The sequence below is a fragment of the Streptomyces sp. NPDC085596 genome (assembly GCF_044541565.1).
In the GTDB taxonomy this organism is placed as follows: Bacteria; Actinomycetota; Actinomycetes; order Streptomycetales; family Streptomycetaceae; genus Streptomyces.
Genome location: NZ_JBITTC010000003.1, coordinates 287,511 through 312,551 on the forward strand (window position 1 = coordinate 287,511; position 25,041 = coordinate 312,551).

Genomic DNA, 25,041 nt, shown 5'->3' on the forward strand with positions numbered 1-25,041 from the left:
CCTTTCGGGGGTTGCGCCGGCGCGCCCGGAGTCCGGGCGCGCCGGATGGCCGGGACGCGCTAGAAGTCCGTGGTGTCGCGCTCGTCCGCCGCGTCGGCGTAGAGGTCGAGCAGCCAGTTGTGCAGTCGCAGGCCGCCGTCCACCGTGATGACGGAACCGGTCATGTACCCGGCCCGCCGGTCGTCGCTGAGGGCGAGCACCCAGTGCGCCACGTCCCCGGCGGTCCCGAGGCGGCCCAGCGGGACGGCGCGGCTGGAGCGTTCGACGTGCGCGCGGGACCGCTCGCTGTCGTTCGACCAGGTGTCGATGGCGCCGGGCGCGACGGCGTTCACGCGCACGCCGTGCGGGCCGAGTTCGACGGCCAGCTCCTTGACGAGCATGGTGAGGGCGGCCTTGGAGGTGCTGTAGTCGGGGTTCATGCGGACCGCCTCGGCGTGCAGCGAGAGCACGAAGACGACGGACCCCGGCCGGCCGCTCTCCACCCAGCGCCGGACCAGGTCGCGGGTGAGGAACCAGGGTCCCTCGATGTTGGCGGCATAGGTGGTGCGCAGGTCTTCGGGCTCCATCTCCAGGAAGGACTTGCCCGACCGCACACCGACGTTGTTCACGACCACGTCGACGGGGCCGCCCGCGAGCAGCCGCGCCGCGAGCCCCCGCGGGTCGGCGGCGACGTCCGCGCACACCGGCTCGGCCCGCTCCTCGCCGCCCAGACCGGCCGTCAGGTTCTCGCGCGAGACGTCCACCGCGCAGACGGTGGCCCCCTCGTCCAGGAAGGCGCGGGCGATCGCCAGACCGATCCCGTGCCCGGCGCCCGTCACCAGGACCCGCTTGCCGCCGAAGCGTCCGCCGTCCCGTCGCGGGGTCACCGGGTCCGGTTCTGGTAGAAGGTCTCCAGCGTGGTCCATACCGCCGTGTAGTCCTTCCTTCGGAAAGAGTCGTACCAGGGTGGGGTGCCGGCCCGTAGTCCGGCCTGCCGGATGGAGCGGCAGACGGCCTCGTTGAGCAGGTCGCGGGAGTGCCGGCCGGTCACGTCCGCGGTGTACGGGCAGAGGCCGAAGCCGCACTCGTCCCCGCACGCTCCGCCGCCGGTGAGACGCGAACGGTGCGCCCGCCTGGCCATGCACGCGGGCAGCGAGTTCCGCAGACTGTTGGCATCTCGTTCGCCCTGGCCGGCCCGCTCGTTGTGGTTCAGCCAGAGGGTGACCTCACCCAGCAATTGCAGCGCCTCCGGGGCCAGCGACGACACCTCGGCGCCGCTCAGGCTCCCCTCTGAATACCACAGCAGCCGTGACCAGGGCTCTGCGCCGCACCGCAGGGCGAGGGCGGCCATGGCCCGTACGAACGGGTGGGCGTCGCGCCGGGCCTCGCGCAGCGCGCCGAGCGCCCGCGGATCGCCGGGGTGGTGGTGCAGCCGCCGCCCCACCGCCTGTACGGCCTCCAGCCGGGCGTACCAGAACCGGCCGGTGCGCAGCATGTCGCAGGCGCCCTGGTCCGGGGTGAGAGTGGGGTGCCGGAACGCGGCCAGCTTGTACCCCTGGGCGAGCGAGGACTCGGCGCCGAGCGCGCCGGGCGCCTCGGCGCGGGTGATCTGCTCCAGGCAGCGCCGCAGCTCCAGGAGTTGGCCTGCCGCCCGGTCCCTGGCGGGGCCCGGTGGCAGGCCGTCGGCGAGGGCCGGGACGAACCAGAAGGCGCGCTCCACGATGTCGCTGCCGAGCACCGGGCCCACCGGGCTGCGCATCCGGCCGGTGAAGCCGTCCACGGCGTCGGCCACGCTCAGGTAGCGGTCGGTGTCCGGCTCGGCGAGGAGCCGGGCGCAGGCCCAGCGGGCCACGTAACTGTCGTCGGCGTCCATGACCGACCAGAGGAAGTCGCCGGTGCCGGGCACGTCCAGCAGGCCGATGAAGGGGACGGCCGCGCCCTTGTCCGCCGGGCGGGCCAGGGCCCACTGGTGTCGGTGCAGTTCCAGGCAGCGCCGCCGCAGCCGCGGGTCCGGCAGGGCGGCGGCGAGCGAGGCGAGCATGTTCGGGACCGACAGGTTGCGCAGGACGGGCGCGGTGGGCGGCAGTTGGAGGACGAGGTCCATGAGGCGCCGGACGCGGGCGGCGGAGGGTTCGCGGGACAGTGCCGTCTCCAGCGCCATGACGGGTTCGCGCATGGCGGTCCCGGCCAGTGTCGCGGCCAGCAACCGTCGTCCGCGTCCGCTGCCCAGGCTCTCCACGGCGCTGAGGGAGGCGAGGTGGCTGAGGATCAGCGGGTGGCGGAAGGTGACCTGTCCGCCGTCCTCCATGCGCAGCAGTCCGATGGCCTGCGCGGCGCGCAGCACCGTCAGCAGCGCGGCGCGGCTGAGCGGCCGTCCGTCCGGGGTCGGCACGTCGGTGGCGGACAGGTACTCGTCCAGCCCGCATCCGCCGTGTCCCAGCCGGATCTGGGTCCAGGCGACCGCGCCGAGCACGCGGCCGAATTCGCCGGGGACGGCCGCGTCCGCCGTGCGCCGGGCGATCACCCGGTCCAGTACGGCGATCCGGTGGTCCAGGACCGAGCCGGGGAGGGCGGCGATCTCGGCCAGCTCGGTGAGCGGGAGTTCCCGGCACAGGGCGACGTAGAACGGGACCCGGTGCAGTTCCAGGCGGGTGGTGAGTTCGCGGCCGAGCGCCGGGGGGACGCCGCGCGCGGTGAGCCGGGCGACCGTCCGGGCGACCGGGAGGGCGGGGACGGGGAACCGGTAGCCGGGCAGCACGGCGGGGAGCGACTCAGGCCGGGCGGCCAGCACCAGCCCGACGTCCTCGTCGGCGACCCGGTCCAGCAGGGTGCGGGTCAGCTCCCGTACGTCGACGTAGCCCGTGTCCGCGCCCATCTGGTCCAGTGCGTCCACCAGGACGACGACCCGGCGCTGCGCCCTGATCTTGCGCCAGATCCGGTCGCCGTCGTCCTCCCGGCCGACGAAGCGGTCGATCTGCTGGAGGAAGCTCTCTCTGGCCAGCGCGGCGATGCCGACGTCGGGCGCCCGGCCGCGCATGGAGAGCAGCACCGGTACGAGGCCCTGCCCGGCCAGCCGTACGGCGAGCCTGGTGAGGAGCATCGTCTTGCCCGAGCCGGCCGGTCCGGTGACGATCAGCGGCACTCCGGCGGGCCCGAACCGCAGCTCGGTCTCCAGCATGGCGAAGAATCCGGGCGGTTCGATGAAGTCGTCCGGTCCGGTGTCCGCGCCGATGCCTGCCAGGAGCCGCCGCGGGTCGGCGCGAATCCGGCGCAGATGGCGGCGCAGCACGAGCCGGCGCGAGACGGTGCCGATCCACAGCAGGGACACCAGCAGGGCGACGATGATGCTGGACATCAGGTTGGTGACCAGGCCGCAGGCCACTGGCTGGCGGGTGCAGACACCGTTGATGTCGCCACCGCGCAGCATGCGGTGCCCGATGACCGTCGCGGCCACGATGAGGCAGGTGACGGCCGCGGAGGCGATCCGCTGGCGCCGTGCGGACGGCCACCAGAACGGCCTGAGATCACCGATCCTGGAGAACGCCGTCGTCAGCCCTCTTCGCAGCACCCGCGCCTCCGCGTCCGTGTCCCCGTGCCGCCGCTCAGTGCGGCCAGTGCGCGTCGATGCCGCCGCCCCGGCCGGCCGCGCCGGTCAGCAGCCAGGTCTTTCGCGCGCAGACCGCGCCGAGTGTCGTCAGCTCGGCGGCCTGGCGGAGGCGATGGCCCCGGCGTGGCGCCGGTCCGCCGGGGGTCGTGGCGGTGCGCCGGTAGACGGCCAGACTGCCGCGGCGCCCCCGGTACTCGAAGTCGGGCCGGCGCAGCAGCACGGTCATGATCGCCAGCGTGACCTCCACGGAGTAGAAGGCGTCGTGCACCGCGAGCCAGCCGCCGGGCCGCAGCCGGGCGCACACCCGCCGCAGGTCGTCCGCCGCGTCCCGGAAGCGGTGCGAGCCGTCGACGAAGACCAGCCCGGCGCGGCGGAGGAGTTCGTCCGGGGTGTCGGCGGAGCGCATCCGCAGGTGTGTCACGCGGTCCGCGGCTCCGGCGTCGGCGAGGTTCCGGTGGAACGCGCGGTGCACGGCTTCGGGGTCCCGGCCGCCGTCCGCCGTACGGCCGGGTCTGGGGCCGACCTCGTCGCCGGTGTAGGGGTCGACGGCGTAGACGGTGACGTGTTCGGGGGCGCCCGCCAGCAGGCAGAGCGTGGACCGCCCGAGGAAAGATCCGAACTCGACGACGTGGGTGCCGTCCGGGATGCGGCCGGCCAGCTCGGAGAGTACTTTCGCCTGCTCCAGGGTGAGCCATCCCGTGACCTGGGAGACGATCCGCCGGACGGGTTCCTCCGCCGTGGGCACCGCAGGCCGGTATCTCATTCGCCACCCCGATCCGTGACCGCTGACCGAGCGTGACAGTCGGCGGAATGCCTGTCAAGATGCCCTCTAAACTGCGCAGTTGACGGGAATTGCGAAGCGCCCGGCGTCCGCGCGGTGGGGACAGGGGGGCGAATTTGCGGCAGCACGGAACACCTCCGATCACCGGGCCGGAAAGCCTGCGGCAACGCCTGTCGGAGGCCGGAATCCGCAGAATCCTCGTGCTGGCCTGGCGCGACGCCGAGGACGATGACGCGGGCGGGTCCGAGTACCACACCAGCGCCATGGCGAGGGTCTGGGCGGAGGCGGGCGTGGAGGTGCTGCTGCGGACCTCCGGGGTGCCGGGGCGCCCGGAGCACACGGTCCGGGACGGGTACCGCGTGCTGCGCAGGGGCGGCCGGTACTCGGTGTTTCCGGGGCTGCTCGCGGAGGGCGCGCGTCTGCGGCGGCCGGGCACGGGGGTGGTGGAGGTCTGGAACGGCGTGCCCTGGCTGTCGCCGCTGTGGGCCACCGGCCCCTCGGTCACCTGGTTCCACCATGTGCACGGGCAGGTGTGGCAGCAGCATTTCGGCCCGGTGCTGGGCCGGTTGGGCCGGCTGACGGAGTCCCGGCTGGCGCCCGTCCTCTACAGACGGGCCCGCATCTGTGTGCCGGGGAACTCCACCCGCGACGACCTGGTGCGGCGGCTGGCGCTGCCGCCGTCCTCGATCAGCGTGGTCCCGCCGGGTGTGGACCGCGCGTTCGGCGGGGGCGGGGAGAGCGGCCGCTCGACCTCTCCGCTGGTGCTGGTGGTGGCGCGGATGGTGCGGTCCAAGCGGATCGACCTGGTGGTCCGGGCGATGCGCGAGGTGCTCCGGCGCCACCCGTCGGCACGGCTCTGCGTGATCGGCGACGGGCCCGAGCGCGGCGATCTGGAGCGGCTGAGCGGTGTCTGCTTCGGCCGCCGGGCCGCCGTGACCTTCCTGGGCCGGGTGGAGCAGGCCGAGCTGATCCGGCGCTACCGCTCCGCCTGGGTGCTGGTGAGCGCGTCCTCGGCGGAGGGCTGGGGACTGACCATCAGCGAGGCGGCGGCCTGCGGCACGCCCGCCGTCGTGACCGACATACCCGGCCACCGCGACGCGGTGACGCACGGCGCCACCGGCCTCCTGGTCGGCGCCGCCCACCTCGGCGCGGCCATCAGCGGTCTGCTGGACGACCACCACCAGCGCCGCCGCCTCGGCGAAGCGGCGGCCCGCTCGGTGGCGAACCTGCGCTGGGAGACCACCGCGTGGCAGACGGCGGATCTGCTGGCCCGGCCGGTGCGCCAGACCTAATCGGCCGCCGTGAACGCCAGTACGGCGTTCTGGCCGCCGAAACCGAAGGAGCTGCTGAGGGCGGCGTGCATCGGCAGGGGGCGGGGGGCCTTGGTGACCACGTCGAGGTCGATGGCGGGGTCCAGGGTGTGGAGGTTGGCGGTGGGCGGGATCAGCTGGTGGCGCAGGGTGAGGGCGGTGCAGGCGGCCTCGATGGCGCCGGCGCCGCCGATGGCGTGGCCGATGGTGCCCTTGACGGCGGTCACCGGGGGCGGACGGTGGAAGACCTGGTGGAGGGCGTTGTGTTCGGCGAGGTCGCCCTGCGGGGTGGAGGTGCCGTGGGCGTTGACGTGGTCGACGTCCTCGGGGGCGAGCCCGGCGTCGGCGAGGGCGCTGCGGATGGCGCGGGCGGCACCGTCGCCGTCGGGGTGGGGGGAGGTGAAGTGGTGGGCGTCGCAGGAGGCGCCGTACCCGGCGACCAGGGCGGCCGGGCGGGCGGCGCGGGCGCGGGCGTCGGCGGTGCGTTCCAGGACGAGGACGGCGGCGCCCTCACCGAGGACGAAGCCGTCGCGGTCCCGGTCGAAGGGACGGGACGCCTCGTGCGGGGCGTAGGACCGGCGGGACAGGGCGCGCATCTGGGCGAAGCAGGCGGCGGTCATCGGCAGCCGGGCGGACTCGCTGCCGCCGGCCAGGGCGAGGTCGCAGGCGCCGGAGAGCAGCAGGTCGCGGGCGAGCCCGATGGCGCTGGTACCGGAGGCGCAGGCGGTGGAGACGACGAGGTTGGGGCCGGTGGCGCCGAGGTCGAGGGCGATCTCGGCGGCGGCCATGTTGGGCACGCTGCGCGGCAGGGCGAGCGGCGAGACCCGGTCGGGGACACGGGCGGCGAGCCGGTCGAACTCGGCCTGCCAGCCCTGCATCGAGCCGGTGCCGACGCCCATCACGATGCCGATGCGCGGCCCGTCCCAGTCGCCGGGGGTGAGTCCGGCGTCGGCGACGGCCTCGCGCGCGGCGAGCAGGGCGAAGGTGGTGAAGCGGTCGAGGCGGCGGCTGAGCCGGTGGCCGAGCAGCCGGGGCGCGTCGAGGTCGGGCACCTGGCAGGAGAACGCCACGGGCAGCCCGTCGAGTCCGGGGTCGGCGGTGGCCGTGGAGATTCCGGCGCACAGGCCCTCCCAGGCGGCCGCCTGTCCGACGCCGGCCGGGGTGACCAGTCCGAGTCCGGTGACGGCCACGGGGGCGCGCCGGGTCGCTTGACCTGCGTTCACGAGCTGCATGAGCGGTGATTATCCGGACCTTCGGGGCGCTCGCCCGGCCGCCACGACCCGTTCGGCCCAGGACGGCACCGGCTACCACCCGGATGCCCGAACGTCCTTGGCGTGCCGCCGGACGCGGGTCACTTCCGGCCGGTGGCCGGGAGCACGGCGGGCACGGCCGGGCGGCGGCGGGGCCGGGACCGGCCGGGCTCGCTCTGGCTGAGCAACGCCTCGGCAGCGGTGCGCAGTTGGCGGGCGGTCGTACGGCAGGCGGCGGCCTGGCGGGCGAGGGTGGGTCTGCTCCACTCCGGTGCGGCGACCCGGCCGCTCAGGGTGGCGGCGGTGGCGAGCAGGCGTCGGGCGTAGCCGTCCATCAGTTCGGCGTCGGCGCGCAACTGCGCTATCCGGTCGAGGAGTTCGGCGGCGATCGACTGGGCGTGGGTGGAGTGGCGCACCATGATGGCTCCCGGTGGCGGAGGTTCAGCGCGGCAGGACGGCGCCCGCGGCACGGTGGACCATGAACTGCGGGCAGGCCACGACGAACAGTGGCCGGGCGGTGTCGATGCCGAGTCTGCGCAGCTGCCCGGCCATGGGTTCGGCGGCGGCGGTGTCCAGCCGGAGCCGCACCCCGGCCCCGGCGTGCAGGCGGGGGCGCCCGGAGGTGCGGATCGCGGTGCGTACGGTGCTCTCGCCGCGTCGGCCGTACAGGGCCCAGTCGGGCTCGGGGCAGCGCACGCCGGGTCCGAGACGGCCGAGTACGGCGATGCCGAGGCCCGGTGCGCTGAGCCGGAGCCGGTGGCCGGTGAGTTGGACCTCGGCGGCGGCGCGTACGGCGGGCAGGCCCCAGAGTTCGCGCGCCGCGACGCGGGCCTCCTCGGTGGTGACGGCGAGGGAGAGGACGTAGCGGCCGGTGCGGCGCAGGTCGGCGCGGCGCAGCACGTCGGTGGCGAGGTCGGCCGGGCGGGGCCGCCACAGGTCGTCCACCGGGACGGACAGGGCGATCTCGGTGTAGGGGCCGAGGGTGGAGCAGCGGTGCTCGTACAGCGAGAGCACGGCCAGGGTGTGCCGGCCGATCCCGCTGGGCCGCATCCAGGGCACGTCGGGCAGCAGGGCCCGGACCGCCTCGGTGTCGACCGGGAAGCAGAGGTGGGCGGCGGCGGAGTCCTGGTAGCGCACGGGCACGCCGACCGGGCCGGTGGTCGTCGGGACGGAGGCGGTCGGGAGGGTGAGGAAGGGGTGGCCCTCGGGCGGCCGGGCCGGGTCCTTGAGCTGGTACGCCTGGCTGCGCACCACGGGGCCCCGGTACGGAGTGAGGGCCTCGTCGATGTGCTCGCGGGCTTCGGGGGCGACGGTGCGCAGGTGCCCGATGTACTCGCGCAGCAGGTGGGACTCCGGGAAGGCGCGGGTGGGTCCGGTGTAGCGGGCCTCGTACCGGCCCGGGTGCGGATCGGCGGTGGTCGCGGCGGGGACGAGGTCGTGCTCGTTGGTGAGGTGGCCGGTCCAGGTGCGGGGGTCGGCGGGTCTTCCGGCGGGGGCCGGGGAGCCGACCGCGATGACATGGGTGAGCCGGTAGGCGCGGCAGAACGCGGCGTCCCGCGCGAGGTTGAGCAGTGCGGTGCCGCCTTCGCCGTGCCCGATCAGGGCGAGTTCGGCGCCGCGCGGGATGCCGTGGTCCTCGATGGCGGGCCGGAGTGCGCGGGTGTAGGGCGAGTCGGCGGTGAGCTGCTCGCGCCAGGCGCCGACGACATCGCGCGGGGAGCCGTGGCGGGGGCGGCCGGGGCTGGTGCCGGGGGCCTGGACGACGTACCGGACGACGCCGTCGGGGCCGCGCACGTTCTGCACGAGGACGCGGCCCTCGGGAGCGAGGATGTCGATGTTGCGGAGGAAGCCGAGGAGCGAGCCCTCGGTGGCGAGGGTCTGCCTCTCCCGGTCGGTGAGGTCGACGGCCTCGGCGGCGCCGTGTTCCGCGCCGGGGTCCGGTTCGGTCTCGCCGCGCGGCTCGGCGTCCAACAGGGATCGCACGGTGAGGAGTTCGGCCAGTACGGGGGCGAGCGCGGCCAGGGCGCGCTGGGCGCCGGGGTCCTGGAAGAGGGTGCGCAGCGCGCGTACCGCCTCCCGGTCGCCCTGGGTGCCGAGGGCCGCGGTGAGCCGGCGTATGCCGGGGTCGCGGGCCAGTTCGGGGTGGCCGGCCAGGACGGCGGCGATCCGCAGCCGCAGCGAGGTGACGGCCGTCAGCGCGGCCAGGGGCTCTCCGCCCCGGCGGGCGCCGAGCAGCCTGGTGAGTCTTCTGCGGGCCGGCCCGGCCGGGGCGCCCAGGCAGCGCGGGTCGGTGAGGGCCCGCAGCAGCGCCCAGCGGGCGGTGAGTCCCGTGCGGGGGTGGCGGGCGGAGTCCTTGCGGGGTGGGGCGAGCAGGGCGTCCGCGGTGCGTTCGGCGACGGCGCGGACGCCCTCGGCGACCTCGGCGATCTCGCGGGCGCCTTCGCGCAGGAGTTCCTCGGTGGTGCGCTGGTCGGCGTCCTGCCCGCCGGGCGCGGGCCGTCCGGGTGCGTGGCCGTCCGCTCGCATCCGACGCTCCCTCGATTCAGACGACGTACGACGGGATGCGACCGCGTCCGGCGGGACGCGGCCTCGTGACCCATCGTCGGCCAGGCGTCCCGCGCCCGCACCTTCGTCCGGCCGGTCCGGGGCGGCGGGACCAGCGCTTTCCCGGTCCGGTGCCGGGCCGGGCGGGGGCCACGAGGGATACGCGCGGGCGCCGCCGAACGGGCGACCCCGGCGTCAGCCGGCCAGGCCCGCCGCGAGGACGGCGCCCAGTTCCCAGCACGCCTCGGTGTCGGCCTTGCCCGGCGCACCGGTGACGCTGACCGGCTCGGCGGCGCGGCGCCAGCCGAGGCCGGTGGTGATGGCCTCGACGGCGCGGGCGGCACCGGTCACGTCGTTGCCGCCGTGCACCCAGTAGCCGAAGGGGCGGCCCCTGGTCTCGTCCAGGCACGGGTAGTAGATCTGGTCGAGGAAATGCTTGAGGGCGCCGGACATGTAGCCGAGGTTCGCCGGGGTGCCGAGGAGGTAGCCGTCGGCGGCCAGCACGTCGGAGGCGGTCGCGGCCAGGGCGGCGCGCCGGACGACGCGGACACCCTCGATCTCGGGCGCGGTGGCGCCGGACACGACGGCCTCGAACAGCTCCTGGCAGTTCGGCGAGGGCGTGTGGTGGACGATCAGCAAGGTGGGCACGCCCGCACCCTGCCCTGTCGGCGCTTCCCTCCGCAAACGCGGGCTTCGCGGGACGCGGGCATGGGTACGACGATGCCGGGCACCGGTACGGAACACGGGAGGAGCCGTCTTGGCCGAGGAAGATCAGCGGGCACCGGCAGCGGTGGTGTTCGACACGCTGGGCATCGCGTACGAGCGGGCGTTCGCCACCTCCGGGCCGCATCTGGCCTCGCTGAGCTGGCTGTTGGACCATCTGATGCCGGGCAGCCGGGTGCTGGACGTGGGCAGCGGGACCGGCCGGCCGACCGCCGAGGCACTGGCCAGGGCGGGGCACCGGGTGCTGGGCGTCGATGTGTCCCCGGTGATGGTGGACCTCGCCGCGCGCCAGGTGCCGGACGCGGAGTTCCAGGTGGCCGACATCCGTGAACTTCCCCTGGAGGACGGGTCGTTCGAAGCGATCTGCGTGTACTTCTCGCTGCTCCAGATGTCCCGTGCCGAACAGCGGGACGTGGTGGGCGCGTTGGCGCGGGCGCTGCGGCCGGGAGGTCTGGCGGTGCTGGCCACCGTCCCGGTGGACGTGGCGGACACGGAGACGGAGTTCATGGGGCAGCCGGTGCGGGTGAGCAGCTTCTCCCCAAAGGAGTTCGCGCGGCTGGCCACCGACGCGGGGCTGACGGTGCTGTACGAGGGGCACGCCACCTTCGTACCGGCCCACCCCGACGCCGGGCCGGAGCCGCATCTGTTCCTGTACTGCCGGCGTACGGCGCACTGAAAAGACACTGAGCCCCCGGTCCCGCAGGGGAACCGGGGGCTCGGGCCGGGCTCGGGTCAGTAGCGCAGACGCCGGGCGCGGAGCAGCATCACCAGGCCGGACGCGGCCAGCAGCACGCCGAGGGCGGCGGGCCACAGGTTGGCGCCGGTCTCCGCGAGGCCACCGTTGCCGACCGCCTGCGGCTCGAGGTTCGCGGGCGGCGGCGTGGTGACGGCGCCGGCCTGTGCCGGGGCGGACTCGGAGACCTGGGGCGCCGCGGTGGTGGCCGGGGCCGCCGGGGCGCTGGACTCGTCCCGCTTGCCCTTGCCGCCGTCGTTCTTGGTGGTGTTGGCCGGCGCGGTCGTCGCGTCGACGCGGGGCGCCTCCACGGGGTTGGACTGCGCGGGCTGCTGGGCCGGGGCGGTCTCGGCAGGCTTGCCCGGCTGCTCCGGCTGCTCCGGCTTCTCCGGCTGGGGCTCCGCGGGCTTCTCCGGGCTCGTCTCGGCCGGCTTCTCGGGCGCGGTGCTCGCGCCGGGCTCGGCCGTGTCCTGGCCGCCGGGCTCCTCGCCCGGGTTCGCCGTACCGCCGTCGTCGCCCTTGCCGCCGTCACCCTGACCGTCGTCGCCCGGGCCGCAGTTCCGGCCGGAGTTGATGCAGTCGACCATGGTGCGCATCAGGTTCTCGTCGAAGACGTTGATGAAGTCGCCGTGGTCGGTGACCGGCTTGTGCTGCTGCTCCGGGAAGGAGTCGACCGCGAAGAGCGGGGTGCCCTTGCCGCCGTCGGCCAGGCTCGGCGCGTCCACGTCGTAGACGATCCGCTGGACCAGCTGCGGGATGGCCTTGAAGCCCGCGGGGCAGTTGCCCTGGGCGTCGGCGAAGGCCACATGGGTGCGGTGGTTGGCGCTGTCGGCGTTACGGCCGTCCCAGCAGCTCTGGAAGTGGAAGCTGCGCACCACGTCGCTGCCGGACGGGCACAGCGGGTACTTGTCCTTCAGCTGCCGGTCCTCGAACCCGGTGCAGCTCCAGGAGGCGTTGGCGTTGGCGGGCCCGTTGACGAACGCCTTGGCGTCGCCGGTGATGACGCGCAGCAGGCGCGGCATCTCGGTGACCTGGCCGCTCGGGCTGCCGACGAAGGTCAGGGTGACCTCCTTGGGCGTGACGATCTGGCCCGCGTTGCCCTCGGTGCCGCCGCCCGGCGCCCCGGCGTCCCGCTCCTGCGTGCCGTTCTGGAGGCGCAGCACCGGCCAGTAGTACGTGGACTTGTCGCCCTGGTCGGCGCAGCTGGTCTTGGCGTCGGCGAGGTCCTGGTCGCTGGCGAAGGCGGTGTTGGACTGGTTGCCGACGTAGTCGTGGAAGTGGTGGGCGCCGTTGGAGACACCGGGGGCCACGATCACGTTGTCCGAGTTGAACAGGCCGTTCTCGTTGACCCCGCACTCGGTGCGGAAGGTGCCGCCGGGGGGCGCCTTGGGGGCGTTGGGCTGTACGGAGTTGATGTCCGCGTAGTCGGCGGCGACGGGCCCGTTGCCGCCCTGCCCGGTGCCACCGTTCTGGCCCTGGTCCTGGTTCTGGCCCTGGTCCCCGCCCGCGCTCTGCGAAGGTGCGGCTGAACCCTGCTGCTCGCCGCCGGGGGCGGCCTCGGCGGGGCGCAGGGTGCAGGCGGCGAGCGCGTCGAGCTTGTCGGGGCGGTTCCCGGCGCGGCCGATGGCGTCGGCGATACGGCCGAGGGTCGCGGTCCGCTTGTCCTTCAGCGGGTTCATCACCGAGTTGTCGGCGGCCGAGGGGTCCTGGCGGAGCGCGTCGGCCGACTGCTGGAGCCGCTGGTACGCCTCCGCGATCTGCTGGTCCAGCTGGGCCAGTTCACGGTCGACGTCCGCGCGGGCCGCCTCCGGTACGTCGGTCAGCTGGGTGCCCACGTCGGGGCAGTCGATGGTGGCCATTCCGGCCGACCTGAGAGATGCGTTCGCCGCGTCGCCGGAGCCCTGTCCGCCCCAGCCGCCTTCGCTGGCCGACGCGTAGACGTTCGCCGCGACGAGGCCGCCGCCGCCCAGCATCAGCGCGACCGCGGCGAGGGTCACGCGTCGTGCGCCGGTCGGGCGCCTGCGCCTGTTCGGTTCCAAGATCGTCCCCTGCGAGTCGTGGTCGGTGGGGGCATGTGGCGCCCCACACCCATACGCGGGGTGGCGCCGACGCGTTCACCCCGGCCCGGATTTCATGGCGAACTCTCAAGAAAACCGGGCCACATGAGGCTCGCGAGGCCACGCGCACACCGATAAAAGGCAGTTGGCCGCGTGGGCGCCTAGTCTGCCCGTCCGAACACGGCGGCGAACATCACAAATACGTATCGGACATTCCACCCGGCGACCTTCACACGAGTGACACAAGTTGGCTAGGTTGACCGCAGGCCGCCCGGCTCCCCCATTCCAGTGAGCCCGCAGCGGCGTCCGGTACGGGAGATTCGACCGACTTCCGGGCGCGCCGGGCCAATTGCCCCGCGGGGCGAGGAAGGAGTACGTCTCCCATGGCGCCGGAGAGTCACGAAGAGGTTCGGCAGCGGATCGACTCCCTCTACGCACGGGCCGAGACCGCGACGGGCAACTACAACGCGACCCGTGCGATGGCGGCGGCCACCCGCAAGCGGGGCGTCCCGCTGGCCAAGCGGTCCGGCAGCCGTCAGGACCCGGCACTCGACGCGGTGACCCGGCAGTGGTTCGACGCGGCCCGCGCCAAGGCCGGCCCGACCATGCCCGCGGTCCTCCCCGCCGACCGGATGCCCGACAACCCCCCTGTCGTGGAACGCACTTGGACCGCCGCCGAGCTGGGCCTTCCCAGTGGTGAGCCCGAGACGCCCGCGCTGCCCGCCGGGCCCTCGCAGCGCCCGGTGGCCGAGCTGACGGGCGGCCCGTCCACCCCGGCACTGGAGGCGGGTACGGCAACCGCGCTCCCTCCGGCCGCACCCATGGCCGCGCTCCCTGCCGCACCGGTCGCGCAACTCCCGCCAAGCGCACCCGAGTTGACTCCCCCGGTCATGCCGGTCGGTGGACCGGACCTCGTTGGGCCGGGCATGCCGGGCCTCCCGAGCGCCCCCGCACCGACACCGCCCGGACCGCCCGGCGGTGCTCCCGGAGTGCTGCCGATCGAGCCCGCCGGGCCGGCGCGCACCTCCCCCGCCGACCTCAAGGCGGGCAACCGCCGCAAGCTCGCCTCCGCCAGGGACATGCTGTCCCGCCACTCCTGGAACGCCGCTCCGTCGCAGGCATGGGGAGGCGGCACCCCGCAGGCGCCCGCACCGGGCGCCGCACAGACTGCCGCGCCGGGGATCGCCAGCTCCGGCGCGGCGCAGGCACCGGCCGCTCCGACGGGCCGGTGGACGGCACCGCCGGCCTCGGTCACGGACACCGGCCCGCTGACGTACCCCATGCCGGACGCGCTGGGCGACACCGGCTCGCTGCCGTACCCGATCCCCGGCCCGCTGACCGACACCGGTGGCCTGAGCTATCTGGCCCCGGCCCCGCAGACCGACACCGGCACGCTGCCCGCCGTGGACACGAGCGCCTTCGCCTACCCGGCCGCGCCGCCGCCCGCGTACGACACCGGGGCGTTCCCGGCGGCGGGCTCCCTGGCGCCGACGTACGACACGGGGGCATTCCTGGTGGCACCACCGGTTGCCGAGGCGGCTCCGGCCCCGGCCCCGGCCCCGACGTACGGCACAGGCGCGTTCCCGGCGGCACCCGCGTTCCAGCCCGCACCCCCAGCGGCCCAGCCGGCCCCGGCACCCGCCCCGGCCCCAGCACCGGCGTACGAATCCAGCCCCTTCCCCACCCCCCAGCCCCCCGCCTTCAGCACCGGCACCTTCCCCGCCGCCCAGCCCGCCTCCGAATCCGCGCACGTCGTCCGTGCCGCCAAGGCCATCGCCTTCGCCGCCGCCCAGGTCGGCAAGCCCTGCGTCTGGGGTGCCACCGGGCCCGACTCGTTCGACTGCTCCAGCCTCACCCAGGGTGCCTGGCGGGCGGCCGGGGTCGAGCTGCCGAGGGCCGCGCACGAGCAGGCGGCGGCCGGGACCGAGGTGGCGCTCGCCGCGGCGCTCCCCGGCGACCTGGTGCTGTTCTTCGAGGACGACCGGCATGTGGGCCTGTACGTCGGCAACGGCACGATGATCCACGCGCCGGGGCCGGGTGCGACCATCCGCGAGGAGTCGGTCTACGGCGCCGGAGAGGCCGCCATCCACCGGGTGATCAGGCCCGTCTGAACGCCCATAAAACCTGTTTATGAGCTCATAGACCGGACCCGTGTACTAACTTAGGGCTGCCTTAGCTTAGGCTTCCTGATCGAGTCGCCTGTCCACGCTCGAAGGGAACCTGATCATGCCGCGCCCCCTGCGGGTAGCCATCGTCGGAGCCGGCCCCGCCGGGATCTACGCCGCCGACGCCCTGCTGAAGTCCGAGACGGCCGCCGACCCCGGCGTGTCCATCGACCTCTTCGAGCGGATGCCCGCCCCGTTCGGCCTGATCCGCTACGGCGTGGCGCCCGACCACCCGCGCATCAAGGGCATCATCACCGCCCTGCACCAGGTGCTCGACAAGCCGCAGATCCGTCTCTTCGGCAATGTCGACTACCCGCGCGACATCAACCTGGACGATCTGCGCGCCTTCTACGACGCGGTGATCTTCTCCACGGGCGCGATGGCCGACCGCGAGATGTCCGTACCCGGCATAGACCTGGACGGCTCGTACGGCGCGGCGGACTTCGTTTCCTGGTACGACGGCCACCCCGACGTGCCGCGCACCTGGCCGCTGGAGGCCGAGAAGGTCGCCGTCCTCGGCGTCGGCAACGTCGCCCTGGACGTGGCCCGCATCCTCGCCAAGACCGCGGACGAGCTGCTGCCGACGGAGATCCCGCAGAACGTCTACGACGGTCTCAAGGCCAACAAGGCCCTGGAGGTCCACGTCTTCGGCCGCCGTGGCCCGGCGCAGGCGAAGTTCAGCCCGATGGAGCTGCGCGAGCTGGACCACTCCCCCAACATCGAGGTCATCGTCGACCCCGAGGACATCGACTACGACGCGGGCTCCATCGAGACCCGGCGCGGCAACAAGCAGGCCGACATGGTCGCCAAGACGCTGGAGAACTGGGCGATCCGCGACGTCGGCGACCGCCCGCACAAGCTCTTCCTGCACTTCTTCGAGTCCCCGGCGGAGATCCTCGGCGAGGACGGCAAGGTCGTCGGCCTGCGCACCGAGCGCACCGCCCTGGACGGCACCGGCAACGTCAAGGGCACCGGCGAGTTCAAGGACTGGGACGTCACCTCGGTCTACCGCGCGGTCGGCTACCTCTCCGAGAAGCTGCCCAAGCTGCCCTGGGACCTCCAGACGGGCACCGTCCCGGACGAGGGCGGCCGGGTCATCGAGGAGAGCGGCGCCCACCTGGCGTCCACGTACGTCACGGGCTGGATCAGGCGCGGCCCGGTCGGTCTGATCGGTCACACCAAGGGCGACGCCAACGAGACGGTGGCCAACCTGCTGGCCGACCACGCGGGCGGCCGTCTCCAGACCCCCACCGCACCCGAGCCGGAGGCGGTGGAGGCGTTCCTCGCCGAGCGCGAGATCCGCTTCACCACCTGGGACGGCTGGTACAAGCTGGACGCCGCCGAGCGCGCCCTCGGTGAGCCGCACGGCCGCGAGCGCGTGAAGCTCGTCGAGCGCGAGGACATGCTCCGGGAGAGCGGCGCCTGAGGCCGTAGCGCCCGCTGAACACCGCGAGACCCCGACGAGACCGGTTCCCCGGCCCTCGTCGGGGTCTCGCGCGCTCCGGGCCCGGCCCCTACGGGGCGCGTACGAAGCGCACCAGGGGCGCACACGACCGCGCGCGCCCCCATCCGACGCGCCGCCCCGGGCCCCGGCGCCCCGGTGGCGCCGCCGAGCGGTGATACTGGAACGCGCACTGGCCCCCACCTGCAGATTGGCCCATGTCGAACTCCGCCACCGACCGCGCCCCCGTCCCGCAGACACTCTGGGCGGCCCGCGGCCGTCACACCGGTCCCACCCCCGAGGACGTCGTACGCCGCACCCTGAGAGAACGCCACAGGAGCGGGGATCTGGACGACTTCTCGGAGCCGCCCGCACCCGGGGACTCCACGCACCGCGTCTTCGAGGCCCGCTGGCGCGCCTGGGGCACGGTCACCGTGCGGGCCCGGCTCACCCTCGTCCTCAGGCCGGAGCGGCCGGGGCACGAGTGGACGCTCGTGGCGGAGGCCGAGCAGCCGTGGGAGGAGGCATGGCCCTCGCCGGCCACGCTGTTCTGGCCCGAGGGCGGCACGGCGTCCGACGGTGACGGCGAGTGGGACCACCATCCCACCGTGCCGGGTCTGCGCCTCCGGCAGGTCAACGCGCTGCCGCTGGACGACAAGGAGATGCGCCGGCGGCTGCGGGACGCGGCCCGTGAGGCATGGTGCGTCAATCTGGTCCTGCACGAGGCGATGACGCCGGACGAGCGCGGGAAGCTGCCGCTGGCGCGGCTGCTGCCGCCGGGCCTGCGGCACCGGGTGATCGAGCACCGGGCCACTCCGCAGCAGTTCCGGGCGGTCAACTGGGCCCTGAAGGATCTCGGGGTCGAGGTGCCGCGCGGCGGTGCCGTGCTGCTGCCCCCGGACCCGGCGCCGGACGGCTACGACCGGCAGGCGCACAGCGTGCGCAGTGTCTTCCTGGACGGCTCGGAGCCCGCCGACCTGGTCGCGGCCCTGCGGGACTTCGCCGCGCTGTCCAGGCCGCGGCCCCGAGGGCTCGGTGCGGCGCTGACCGATCTGCGGGAGAACTGGACGCTGATGACCCCGCAGGAGGAGCTGGAGCGGGAGCGGCGCCGGGTCGTCCGGTACCGGGAGGCGCTGGACGCGATGACGAAGTCGCGGGATCTGTACCGGGAGGCCGCCGAGCAGGCGCACGAGGCGCTGGCCGCCTACCGCGACACCCCGTTGCCCGTCCTTCCCCAGCAGCGGCCCTCGGCCCGTGCCCAGTCGCCGTTGCAGCAGCTGACCCGGACGTTCGAGCGGCTGCGGCTCCCGGCGTGGGGGCAGCGGCCCGAGGCCGCTGAGGACACCCCCGGCACCGAGCCCGCCGTCGAGGGCGGCGACCGGGTGTGACCCGGCGGCTGGCGCGCGCCACAGCGGGCAGTAGCTAAGAGGGCGCGGGCGAGCCGCGGATGCCGGAGGGGACAGTGCGCATGGACAAGAGCACGATCGTGCTGGTGGCGGCTGCCGTGGCGGCGGCGGCCGTGCTGGTTCTCGCCGTCGTCCTGCTGGTGCGGCTGGTCCGGGCGCGGCGCTCGCTGCGCGACGCGGGGCTGCCCACCGGGCCGCGCTGGGTGTTCTGGGGCGCCGTCCTCTATCTGGTGCTGCCGACCGATCTGCTCCCCGACCCGGTCTACCTGGACGACATCGGCGTCCTGCTGCTCGCCCTGCGCAGCATGCGCGCCGCGACGCGTCCGCTGCCGGGGAAGCCCGGCGACCTCTGAGCGGTGTCCGGCGGCTCAGCGGTGTCCGGCGGCTTGGGATGGTTCGGGGAACCCCGTACGGGTTTCCCCCGGCAGGGTGGGCGGGGATCGGCGGCGCAAGGCCCCCGACCTCGGGGGATGGCCTCGCCTGACGGAGCGCGGCAGTGTAGACATGGGCACATGGTGCGACTGCCCGGCCGACCCGACACGCGGGCGCCCCGTTCCTTCGGGCATCCGCGCGCGCCCTTCGGCGCGCGGCATCCGGGCGGTGACGACGACGGCGGTCCGCCCGGAGTGCTGCGCGCGGCGATGACGGGTCGCAGCCTGGCGGGACAGGTGTTCCTGCTCCAGGTGGTGATCGTGCTGCTGCTGGTGGTGTCGGCCGTGGTGGCTCAGGTGCTCCAGGTGCGGCACGACAGCGATCTGGAGGCCCGTAACCGCTCCCTGTCCGCCGCCGGCGCCTTCGCCAACGCCCCGGGTACGGCGGCCGCGCTGCGCTCGCCCGATCCGACGGCGATCCTCCAGCCGAGCGCGGAGGCGGCCCGCAAGGCGACCAAGGTGGACTTCATCGTCGTGATGAACACCGAGGGCATCCGCTACACCCACCCCGACCGGGACCGGATCGGCAAGAAGTTCGTGGGGACCATCGGGCCCGCCCTGCACGGGGGCACGGTGGTGGAGGAGCTGACCGGCACGATAGGGCCGCTGGTCCAGGTGGTCGTCCCGGTGCGGGATTCGGGCGGCAAGGTGGTCGGGCTGGTCTCGGCCGGCATCACCACCGCACACGTCGGCGGGGCGGCCGACCAGCAGGTGCCGCTGCTCCTCGCGGCGGCCGCGGCGGCGCTCGCGCTGGCCACGGCGGGCACGGCGCTGGTCAGCAGGCGTCTGCTGCGCCAGACGCACGGTCTCGGCCCCTACGAGATGACCCGGATGTACGAGCACCACGACGCGGTGCTGCACGCGGTCCGGGAGGGTGTGCTGATCGTCGGCGGGGACGGCAAACTGCTGCTCGCCAACGACGAGGCGCACCGGCTGCTGGACCTGCCCGAGGACGCCGAGATGCGCAGCGTGCTGGACCTCGGGCTGGACGACGAGACGGCCGGGCTCCTCGCCTCCGGCCGGGTCGCCACGGACGAGGTGCACCTGGTCAAGGACAAGCTGCTGGCGATCAACCAGCGCCCCACCGATCTGCGCGGCGGCCCGCCCGGCAGCGTCACCACGCTGCGCGACTCGACCGAGCTGCGCGCCCTGTCCGGCCGGGCGGAGGTGGCCCGCGAGCGGCTGAACATGCTGTACGACGCCGGGGTGGGCATCGGCACCAGCCTGGACGTGAGCCGGACGGCGGAGGAGCTGGCCGAGCTGGCGGTGCCCCGGTTCGCGGACTTCGTCACGGTGGACCTGTTCGACGCGGTGCTGAAGGGCGAGGAGCCGAAGCCGGGCACGGAGCTGCGGCGGGCGGCGTTCAGCGGCATCCGCAAGGACGCGCCGCTGTATCCGCTGGGTGAGCGCATCCGGTTCGTGCCGACCTCGCCGCAGGCGCGCAGCCTGGCCACCGGGCAGTCCGTGGTGGAGCCGGATCTGCGGGAGGCGCCGGGCTGGCAGGCGCAGGACCTGGAGCGCACCGAGCAGATCATCGATTACGGCGTCCACTCGCTGATCACGGTCCCGCTGCGGGCGGGGAACCTGGTGCTGGGGGTGGCGAACTTCTGGCGTTCGGAGAAGCCGCAGCCGTTCGACTCCGAGGATCTGGCGCTGGCGGAGGAGCTGGTGGCGCGGGCGGCGGTGTCCATCGACAACGCCCGCCGCTACACCCGTGAGCACAGCATGGCGGTGACCCTCCAGCGCAGTCTGCTGCCGCGCACGCTGCCCGCGCAGGACGCGCTGGAGATCGCCTACCGGTATCTGCCCGCGCAGTCGGGGGTGGGCGGCGACTGGTTCGACGTACTGCCGCTGCCGGGCGCGCGGGTGGCGCTGGTGGTGGGCGACGTGGTGGGGCACGGCCTGCACGCGGCGGCGACGATGGGCCGGCTGCGTACGGCCGTGCACAACTTCTCCTCGCTCGATCTGCCCCCGGACGAGCTGCTGGGCCTGCTGGACGAGCTGGTGGCCCGCCTCGACCAGGACGAGACCCCGGAGGACGGCGCGGCCGCCGTCACCGGCGCGACCTGTCTGTACGCGGTGTACGACCCGGCGTCCCGGCGCTGCACCATCGCGCGGGCCGGGCATCTGCCGCCCGCGCTGGTCCTGCCGGACGGCACGGTCGAGTTCCCGGACGTGCCCGCCGGTCCCCCGCTGGGCCTGGGTGGGCTGCCGTTCGAGACGGCCGATCTGGAGCTGCCGGAGGGCAGCCGTCTGGTGCTGTACACGGACGGGCTGGTGGAGGACCGCGAGCGGGACATCGACGAGGGGCTGGACATGCTGCGGGACGCCCTGCGGCATGCGCCCGGCGCCTCGCCGGAGGAGACCTGCCGCGTCGTCCTGGACCGGCTGCCGGTCCGCCCCACGGACGACGTCGCGCTGATCGTGGCCGAGACCCGCGTCCTCGGCGAGGACCGGGTCGCGCAGTGGGAGGTGCCGGCCGATCCGGCGGCGGTGTCGGAGATCCGTGCCAAGGTGACCCGGCAGCTCGCCGACTGGGGCCTGGAGGAGCTGACCTTCACCACGGAACTGATCCTGAGCGAACTGGTCACCAACGCCATCCGCTACGGCCGCGGCCCCATCGGGGTACGTCTCCTGCGCGGCCGCTCCCTGATCTGCGAGGTCTCCGACGGCACCACCACGTCCCCCCACCTCCGCTACGCCGCCAGCACCGACGAGGGCGGCCGCGGCCTCTTCCTGGTGGCCCAGCTCTCCGACCGCTGGGGCACCCGCTACACCCCGACCGGAAAAATCATCTGGGCGGAACAGCCGTTGCCGTGACCTCAGCCCAGCGCCCGGTCCAGGTTGAAGGCCGCGCTGATCAGGGAGAGGTGGGTGAACGCCTGGGGGAAGTTGCCCTGTTGTTCGCCGGTGCGGCCTATTTCCTCGGCGTAGAGGCCGAGATGGTTGGCGTAGGTGAGCATCTTCTCGAAAGCCAGGCGGGCTTCGTCGACGCGGCCGGCGCGGACCAGGGCTTCGACGTACCAGAACGAGCAGATGGAGAAGGTGCCTTCGTCGCCGCGCAGGCCGTCGGGGCTGGCCTCGGGGTCGTAGCGGTAGACGAGGGAGTCGGAGACCAGGTCCTCGGTGAGGGCGTCGAGGGTGGAGAGCCACTTGGGGTCGGTCGGCGCGATGAACTTGGCCAGCGGCATCATCAGCACGGACGCGTCGAGTACGTCGCTGTCCTCGCACTGGGTGAAGGCACCGCGCTGCTCGGACCAGCCGCGGTCCATGATGCGGCGGTAGATGTCGTCGCGGGCCTGGCGCCAGCGGGGCAGTTCGGCGGGCAGGCCCCTGCGGTTGGCGAGGCGGATGGCGCGTTCGATGGCGACCCAGCACATCAGCCGGGAGTACAGGAAGTTCTTGCGGCCGCCCCGGGTCTCCCAGACGCCCTCGTCCGGCTGGTCCCAGTGGTCGCACACCCAGCCGACCAGGTGGCACACGTCGTCCCACTGGGCGCTCGAAATGGGTTGCGCCCACTTGTCGTAGAGGTAGATGGAGTCGATCAGGGCGCCGTAGATGTCGAGTTGGAGCTGTGGGGCGGCGGCGTTGCCCACGCGGACCGGGGCGGAGCCCAAGTAGCCTTCCAGGTGCGGGAGTTCGCTCTCGGGCAGCTCGGAGCGGCCGTCGATGCCGTACATGATCTGGAGCGGGCCCTCCGTCGCGCCGTCGCCGGGGCTGATGTGGGTGGTGAGGAAGCGCATGAACGCCTCCGCCTCGCCGGTGAAGCCGAGGCGGAGCAGGGCGTAGACGGCGAAGGCGGCGTCGCGGACCCAGACGTAGCGGTAGTCCCAGTTGCGCTCGCCGCCGAGCTGTTCGGGCAGGCTGGTGGTGGGGGCGGCGACGATGGCGCCGGTGGGGGCGTAGGTGAGCAGCTTCAGGGTGAGGGCGGAGCGGTGCACCATCTCGCGCCAGCGGCCCCGGTAGCGGGACTGGGCGAGCCAGCGGCGCCAGTAGTCGACGGTGGCGTTGAACTCGTGCTCGGCCTCGGCGTGCGCGCAGCCGCGCGGGGCGATCTCCTCGCCCACCTGGTCCAGCGCGAACACCGCCGTCTCGCCCTCGCCGAGCTTGAACTCGGCCCGCGCGTCCCGTTCGTCGCACTCCATGGCGACGGTGGCGGTGAGCGCGAGGGAGCGCTCACCGGCGTCGAACAGCCACAGTCCCTCCTCCTCGCGCACGGTGTGCGGTTCGGCGCCGTACCCGAAGCGGGGGGCGACCAGGGCCCGGAAGGGCACGGTGCCGCGTACGCAGACCACGCGGCGGATCAGCCGGTGCCGGGCCTCCTCGCCGGGCCGGGCGGTGCCGACCGGCATGAAGTCCTGTACCTCGCCGACGCCCTCCTCGGTGAAGAAGCGGGTGATCAGCACATTGGTGTCGGGGAAGTAGAACTGCTTGGTGTGCGCCGGGACGGAGGCCGCCAGCTCGAAGCGGCCGCCGCGCTCGGCGTCCAGCAGGGCGGCGAACACACTGGGAGCGTCGAAGGACGGGGAGCAGTACCAGTCGATGGTGCCGTCACTGCCGACGAGGGCCACGCTGCGCAGGTCGCCGATGAGGCCGTGCTCGGCGATCGGCAGGTAGCGGTGGGTCTGCCGGGTCTCCTGCTGGAAGGGCGTCTCGGCCATCGCTGCGGCCTCCCGTTATGGTGTGCGGCTGCCCATCCAGCGTAGGCCGCTCCGGATGCGCGCGGCGGCCCGGCATCCGATGGTGAGAGTGTGCCCCGTTCGGCGGCACCGGCACGGATGCGCCCATCCGGCCCGAGGAGGAGGCATCATGTCGAGTTCCACGCCCGAAGAGTCCCGGTCGATCGACGACCACTGCACCCCGGACGCCCTGCTGCACACCGCCCCGGCCGGCGGCATCACCCCGGAGGACCTGGTGATGGCGGCGGGCAGGGACGTCACCCCGAAGACTCTGGACTGGGCCCGCCGCAAGCTGGAGACGGAAGGCTCGGCGGCGGTCGAGAAGCTCCTGCCCTAGCGGGCCGGGCAGCACAGCACAGCACAGCACAGCGCCTCACAGCGCCTTGCGGCGCAGCAGCACGGCGAGGGTGAGCAGGCCGGGCGGCAGGGGCAGCCAGACGGTCAGCATGCGGTAGCCGAGCACGGCGGACGCGGCCGTCGCGGCGGGAGCGCCGGATGTGGTGAGCGCGAGGACGAGCGCCGCGTCCAGTGAGCCGAGCCCGCCCGGCGTGGGCAGCAGGGCGGCCGCGCCGCTCGCGGCGAGGTAGAGCAGGGCCACCTCGGGCGCGGGCAGCGGCAGCGCGACGGCACGCGCCACGGCGACGAGCACTCCGCAGTGCAGCGCGGCGAAGGCGAGGGACCCGCCCCACAGGGCGACGGCGCGCGTCGGGCGGGCGTGCACGGCACGGACGTCGGCCATCAGGGCGGTCAGCGCGCGGCGGCAGCGTGGCCAGAGCGGCCCGGCGGCGACCGCCGTGACGAGTGCGGCCGCGCCGAGTGCGCCGACGAGCCAGATCAGGGGCAGCTCGGGTACGCGCAGCAGCCCCGGGCAGAACGGCACCAGCAGCGCGATCAGCGCCAGTTTGGACACTCCCTGGGCCCCGCCCTTGACGGCGAGCGCACCGGCGGAGCGGCCCATGGTCAGCCCGCAGCGCAGCAGGAACCGCAGGTTGACCGCCCCGGCGCCGATCCCGGCGGGCAGCAGATGGTTGGCGGCGCAGGCGGCGAACTGCGCCGCGACGAGCCGGACGCCGGGCAGCCGCTCGATGACGGCCCCCTGCTGGGCGAGCGCCGAGGCCGCCCAGGTCCCGACGGCCGCGACGGCCGCGACCGACAGCCAGCCCTGGTCGGCCAGCGTCAGCCGCACCGCTCCACTGCGCACGGTGGGCCAGTGCCGCTGGGTGAGGTAGGCGAGGAAGAGCAGTACGCAGAGCAGCAGGGCCACCTGCCAGGCGAGGCCCCGCAGCCGTGGCCCCGGTCGGCCGTCCGGAACCGGGAGCGCCTCGGGGGCCGGACCGTCGCGGACGGCGCGCGTGTCCGTCATCGGCACCCCTCCCCCTCCACAAAAGCACCCGTCGCCGGCATCCGGGAGAACGGGATGCCGCGGCGAAATCACGGTCAAACTAACGCGGATCGACGCCGCCCGCCGCCCGCGTACCGCCATCCGGCCCTGGCCCTACGCGCCGTAAGGTGGAAGACATGGCTGGTGCAGGTCCCCTCGGCAGGGCGGAGCGGCGGGGTGCGGGGGCGCTGGAGGGTGAGGTACTGGCGGCGCTCTGGGGTGCGGGGCGGGCGCTGACCCCGGCGCAGATCCAGGCCGAGATCGGCGGGCTCGCCTACAACACGGTGCACACCATCCTCAAGCGTCTGTACGACAAGGGGCTGGTGCTGCGGGACGCCGACGGGCGGCGCGGCGCGTACCGTCCGGCGAAGGACGCGGCGCAGCTGACCGCCGAGGCGATGCGGGCGGCACTGGACCGGAGCCCGGACCCGATCGCGGCGCTCCGGCGGTTCGCGGCCGGCCTGACCGCCGACGAGGAGCGCGCCCTGCGCGACCTCCTCGCCGACGGCGGCGACAGTGGCGACAGCGACGACAGCGACGGCCACTGACCGGCG

Annotated in this window: 19 protein-coding genes; 9 read left to right on the forward strand and 10 right to left on the reverse strand. The window is 74.2% G+C overall.

Annotated features, from left to right (window positions below):
- Positions 1–59: 59 nt before the first annotated feature.
- Genes ACIGA3_RS11290 through ACIGA3_RS11300 form a run of 3 tightly spaced genes read right to left on the reverse strand, consistent with a single transcriptional unit; the run spans position 60 to position 4,331 of the window.
- Positions 60–866 carry an SDR family NAD(P)-dependent oxidoreductase gene (locus ACIGA3_RS11290; protein ID WP_399713159.1) on the reverse strand — a complete coding sequence of 269 codons (807 nt, stop codon included), beginning with the start codon at positions 864–866 and terminating at the stop codon, positions 60–62.
- Positions 863–3,547, reverse strand: a complete 2,685-nt coding sequence (locus ACIGA3_RS11295) for an NACHT domain-containing protein (protein ID WP_399713162.1) — start codon at positions 3,545–3,547, stop codon at positions 863–865. The genes ACIGA3_RS11290 and ACIGA3_RS11295 overlap by 4 nt, the downstream gene beginning before the upstream one ends.
- A 34-nt stretch (positions 3,548–3,581) precedes the next feature.
- On the reverse strand, positions 3,582–4,331 hold the full coding sequence (locus ACIGA3_RS11300; protein ID WP_399713165.1) for a class I SAM-dependent methyltransferase: 750 nt from the start codon (positions 4,329–4,331) through the stop codon (positions 3,582–3,584).
- 152 nt (positions 4,332–4,483) lie between these two features.
- On the opposite strand from ACIGA3_RS11300, the gene ACIGA3_RS11305 reads away from it, so the two are divergent.
- Entirely contained in the window at positions 4,484–5,659 is a 1,176-nt protein-coding gene (locus ACIGA3_RS11305) for a glycosyltransferase family 4 protein (protein ID WP_399713167.1), read from the forward strand.
- Here the strand turns inward: ACIGA3_RS11305 and ACIGA3_RS11310 are convergent.
- The 4 genes from ACIGA3_RS11310 to ACIGA3_RS11325 all read right to left on the reverse strand — a co-directional run bounded on the left by ACIGA3_RS11310 (position 5,656) and on the right by ACIGA3_RS11325 (position 10,119).
- Positions 5,656–6,900: a beta-ketoacyl-[acyl-carrier-protein] synthase family protein gene (locus ACIGA3_RS11310; protein WP_399713170.1), complete on the reverse strand. Its 1,245-nt coding sequence runs from the start codon at positions 6,898–6,900 to the stop codon at positions 5,656–5,658. The two genes, ACIGA3_RS11305 and ACIGA3_RS11310, sit on opposite strands and share 4 nt — an antisense overlap.
- A gap of 128 nt (positions 6,901–7,028) precedes the next feature.
- Entirely contained in the window at positions 7,029–7,346 is a 318-nt protein-coding gene (locus ACIGA3_RS11315; RefSeq protein WP_399713172.1) for a hypothetical protein, read from the reverse strand.
- Between the two features lie 22 nt (positions 7,347–7,368).
- A complete protein-coding gene (locus ACIGA3_RS11320) occupies positions 7,369–9,453 on the reverse strand; it encodes an acetoacetate decarboxylase family protein (RefSeq protein WP_399713175.1) in 2,085 nt (694 codons plus the stop codon).
- Positions 9,454–9,666: 213 nt separating this feature from the next.
- On the reverse strand, positions 9,667–10,119 hold the full coding sequence (locus ACIGA3_RS11325; protein WP_399713178.1) for a flavodoxin family protein: 453 nt from the start codon (positions 10,117–10,119) through the stop codon (positions 9,667–9,669).
- Between the two features lie 109 nt (positions 10,120–10,228).
- On the opposite strand from ACIGA3_RS11325, the gene ACIGA3_RS11330 reads away from it, so the two are divergent.
- Complete coding sequence (locus tag ACIGA3_RS11330; RefSeq protein WP_399713180.1) at positions 10,229–10,870, forward strand: class I SAM-dependent methyltransferase; 642 nt, start codon at positions 10,229–10,231, stop codon at positions 10,868–10,870.
- A 56-nt stretch (positions 10,871–10,926) separates the two neighbouring features.
- On the opposite strand, the gene ACIGA3_RS11335 is transcribed toward ACIGA3_RS11330, so the two are convergent.
- A complete protein-coding gene (locus ACIGA3_RS11335) occupies positions 10,927–12,900 on the reverse strand; it encodes a DUF1996 domain-containing protein (RefSeq protein ID WP_399713991.1) in 1,974 nt (657 codons plus the stop codon).
- A 467-nt stretch (positions 12,901–13,367) separates the two neighbouring features.
- On the opposite strand from ACIGA3_RS11335, the gene ACIGA3_RS11340 reads away from it, so the two are divergent.
- The 5 genes from ACIGA3_RS11340 to ACIGA3_RS11360 all read left to right on the forward strand — a co-directional run bounded on the left by ACIGA3_RS11340 (position 13,368) and on the right by ACIGA3_RS11360 (position 21,247).
- Positions 13,368–15,095 carry an NlpC/P60 family protein gene (locus ACIGA3_RS11340; protein ID WP_399713182.1) on the forward strand — a complete coding sequence of 576 codons (1,728 nt, stop codon included), beginning with the start codon at positions 13,368–13,370 and terminating at the stop codon, positions 15,093–15,095.
- A 115-nt stretch (positions 15,096–15,210) separates the two neighbouring features.
- Positions 15,211–16,575: an FAD-dependent oxidoreductase gene (locus ACIGA3_RS11345; RefSeq protein ID WP_399713185.1), complete on the forward strand. Its 1,365-nt coding sequence runs from the start codon at positions 15,211–15,213 to the stop codon at positions 16,573–16,575.
- Between the two features lie 233 nt (positions 16,576–16,808).
- Positions 16,809–17,978 (forward strand): hypothetical protein, encoded by a 1,170-nt coding sequence (locus tag ACIGA3_RS11350; protein WP_399713188.1) that lies wholly within the window; start codon positions 16,809–16,811, stop codon positions 17,976–17,978.
- An 80-nt stretch (positions 17,979–18,058) separates the two neighbouring features.
- The gene (locus ACIGA3_RS11355) at positions 18,059–18,349 is read left to right on the forward strand and encodes a YkvA family protein (RefSeq protein ID WP_399713191.1); all 291 of its coding nucleotides are present in this window, start codon (positions 18,059–18,061) and stop codon (positions 18,347–18,349) included.
- A 159-nt stretch (positions 18,350–18,508) separates the two neighbouring features.
- The gene (locus tag ACIGA3_RS11360) at positions 18,509–21,247 is read left to right on the forward strand and encodes a SpoIIE family protein phosphatase (protein ID WP_399713194.1); all 2,739 of its coding nucleotides are present in this window, start codon (positions 18,509–18,511) and stop codon (positions 21,245–21,247) included.
- A 2-nt stretch (positions 21,248–21,249) separates the two neighbouring features.
- On the opposite strand, the gene ACIGA3_RS11365 is transcribed toward ACIGA3_RS11360, so the two are convergent.
- A complete protein-coding gene (locus tag ACIGA3_RS11365) occupies positions 21,250–23,088 on the reverse strand; it encodes a glycoside hydrolase family 15 protein (protein WP_399713197.1) in 1,839 nt (612 codons plus the stop codon).
- Between the two features lie 148 nt (positions 23,089–23,236).
- Between ACIGA3_RS11365 and ACIGA3_RS11370 the strand changes: the two genes are divergently transcribed.
- A complete protein-coding gene (locus tag ACIGA3_RS11370; RefSeq protein ID WP_399713199.1) occupies positions 23,237–23,443 on the forward strand; it encodes a hypothetical protein in 207 nt (68 codons plus the stop codon).
- A 36-nt stretch (positions 23,444–23,479) separates the two neighbouring features.
- Here the strand turns inward: ACIGA3_RS11370 and ACIGA3_RS11375 are convergent, their stop codons facing one another.
- A complete protein-coding gene (locus tag ACIGA3_RS11375; RefSeq protein WP_399713202.1) occupies positions 23,480–24,469 on the reverse strand; it encodes a lysylphosphatidylglycerol synthase domain-containing protein in 990 nt (329 codons plus the stop codon).
- 155 nt (positions 24,470–24,624) lie between these two features.
- Between ACIGA3_RS11375 and ACIGA3_RS11380 the strand changes: the two genes are divergently transcribed.
- Positions 24,625–25,035, forward strand: coding sequence for a BlaI/MecI/CopY family transcriptional regulator (locus ACIGA3_RS11380; protein ID WP_399713205.1), 411 nt, complete (start codon positions 24,625–24,627; stop codon positions 25,033–25,035).
- The last annotated feature ends 6 nt before the right edge of the window (positions 25,036–25,041 follow it).